We start from the raw sequence: 2,647 nt of genomic DNA on the forward strand, positions 1-2,647 counted from the left end.
TAACGGCGAGCGCCTTATATCCCCAGAGCTAAAGCTCGGGGTCTTACGGCGCATATTGATAAGTCCTAGCAACACGTTCACGCCTTCATTTCGGGCAACGTGGGATCCCAAACCGATAGATGAGCCATTAAGTTCCCGACTGATTTTGCTTGTCCAAGAGCCTTTAGCATTGCCACTGTTGGCGGGACAGCCCGTTCCTTACCCGTTTCAATGTGGGCAAGCATCTCGCGCGGCGAGACCCAACGGGCCCATTGACTTTCCCCGCTCGCCTTAAGCTCCGAGGCGCCATCCCCGCGGTACGAGATCAAGTAAAACCGTGTGTCAAATAGGGGCGGGCGCCCGTGTGGACCCAACCATCGCCCAATCAGCCGGAGTCGCTGCAACTGAATTTTGACCCCATTTTTCACGGCCGATTGAAACCTAAGCCCGCCGTCCGTTGCATCGTGTAAACACGGGGCCTCGCTTGGAATTTGACCTCCAGATTGAACCGTTGAGTTGCATTGAGGAGTAGATGAGCCCCCCTCATCCAGTGCCAATAGGAGACCTACTTCCTCTGCAGTTTCACGCAAAGCCGCGACCGCATAAGGAGCATCTTCGCTCGTACCGCCAATTACTGCACCAACCGTACAGCAACGCGCCATCCACTGATCAACCGCTTCCACCAATCCCCCTGGGAATGCCAGATAGTTGGGTAGATAGCGCATTGTCGAGGCTCGCTTTAAGACCACCGTCTCTACCCCGTCTGATGCGTCGCGACAGATGAGAAGTGTGGCCGACTCACGGGGTGCACTCCCTTTGTCCCTCTGCGGTTGACATGATAACTTTCCCATGAGCTCACACTCCGAATGGCCAGATACGCCTCATAGGTGAATTTACGCCTTTAATCAGCGAACGCCCTCTATCACCGTCGCCACACCTTGGCCGACCCCTACGCACATCGTAGCCAGGCCGTATCGAGCACGGGTACGGTGCAACTGACGTGCCAATGCCCCTAAGATCCGGGCCCCCGAACAGCCAAGAGGGTGTCCTAGAGCAATCGCACCTCCGTACGGATTGACCCGTTCCGATGGTAGACCGAGTTCCCGGATACAAGCTAACGATTGCGATGCAAACGCCTCGTTGAGCTCAATCCAATCGAAATCGTCAACTTTCAAACCGGTTAAGCGAAGCACTTTACGGGTCGCATAAATGGGCCCAATCCCCATCACCCTGGGACTGACCCCAGCGGCCGCCGAGGCTCGATAGCGAGCCAGTGGCTTCAGACCGAGCTCCCTTCCTTTCCGTTCCGAAACCAGTAATAAGGCCGCCGCCCCATCGTTGATGCCGGATGAATTTCCCGCCGTCACTGTACCGTTCTCGCGGAAAATAGGCGGAAGCTTGGCAAGCCCTTCGAGGCTCGTTTCCGGCCGAATGTGTTCATCTTTGTCGACTAGAATTTCCTGGCCACGATAAGATACGCGAACAGGAACTATCTCTTCCGCAAAAATCCCCCGCGCTTGTGCCGAAGACGCCTTTTGCTGACTCCACAGTGCGAACTCGTCCTGTTCCCGACGTGAAATGTTGAACTGCTCCGCCACGTTTTCTGCGGTCTCTCCCATGCTTTCCAACGGGTATGGAAATTGGGGATTTGGCATGCGCCAGCCCAATGTACTATCCCATAGCCGCTGATCACCACGTACATAGGCTGTCTCTGGTTTGGGCAAGATGAGGGGAGCACGCGTCATACTCTCTACGCCACCAGCAACGACGATTTCCATTTCGCCCAATGCAATGGCTCGCGCGGCTTGATTCACAGCCTCTAGTCCAGATGCGCACAAACGGTTGACCGTGACCCCGGGGACATGTTCCGGCAGTCCAGCCAATAGGACAGCCATACGTGCAATATTACGGTTATCCTCGCCCGCTTGATTGGCGCAACCCATAAATACATCGTCGACCTGCCCGCCATCCACTCCCGCCCGACGGAGAACCGCTTGAATCACGTGCGCGGCCAGGTCATCAGGTCGAACATGCTGTAATGCGCCAGCCCGGCGGCCAATTGGAGTTCGTGCGTACTCCACAATCCACACGTTCTCAGCCACAAGCCTTCCCCCTGTCCGATTGTTCTCCCGGCGTCATACCCGTATCAATCCCGACCGCACCTCGATTTCAAGTGATTTCACCAGATCCCAGCAACCCGATTCTCCATTCATCCGGTATTCGAACTGGACGGCGCGTGTCTTTGTCCACGTGAACACATGTGAGTTGTCCAGATACACAAAGTTCACCATCACGATAAATCTCGTGTTGCCAAATCATTGAAGAATTGCGGATGCAGGTACACGTCGAATGAATTTCAATCTCATCGTCGTAGTAGAGGGGCTGGTGATATTGGCAGGTTAAATTGACTCGTGGCAGTTCCATGCCTCCCCTTCGGCTATCCCCCGCCCGAACATTGATGGAACGCATCGCTTCTCGTTCGCCAATTTCAAAGTACCGCAAAGGGGACGCAAAGTGCATGATGCCAGAGGCATCCGTTTCGCAAAATGCGACCCGTTCCCGTACAATAAACGTCTTCATCTTTTGTCTCCTCCGATGCAGGTTCCTAGCGGACGTATTGAACCCGCCTTTGTCAAGACAGATGGGATGGCCTTTAAGAGAGAGATAA

At 54.9% G+C, this 2,647-nt stretch carries 3 protein-coding genes; all 3 read right to left on the bottom strand.

Features of this window, described 5'->3' with window-relative positions; translation table 11 throughout:
• Nucleotides 1-77 precede the first annotated feature (77 nt).
• Nucleotides 78-830: an NUDIX hydrolase gene (locus tag H522_RS20090; protein WP_035454543.1), complete on the bottom strand. Its 753-nt coding sequence runs from the start codon at nt 828-830 to the stop codon at nt 78-80.
• 54 nt (nt 831-884) lie between these two features.
• Nucleotides 885-2,081: a thiolase family protein gene (locus tag H522_RS0116330; protein ID WP_026963127.1), complete on the bottom strand. Its 1,197-nt coding sequence runs from the start codon at nt 2,079-2,081 to the stop codon at nt 885-887.
• 67 nt (nt 2,082-2,148) lie between these two features.
• Nucleotides 2,149-2,559 (bottom strand): acyl-CoA thioesterase, encoded by a 411-nt coding sequence (locus H522_RS0116335; protein ID WP_026963128.1) that lies wholly within the window; start codon nt 2,557-2,559, stop codon nt 2,149-2,151.
• Between the last annotated feature and the right edge of the window lie 88 nt (nt 2,560-2,647).

The organism is Alicyclobacillus herbarius DSM 13609 (genome assembly GCF_000430585.1).
In the GTDB taxonomy this organism is placed as follows: Bacteria; Bacillota; Bacilli; order Alicyclobacillales; family Alicyclobacillaceae; genus Alicyclobacillus_G; species Alicyclobacillus_G herbarius.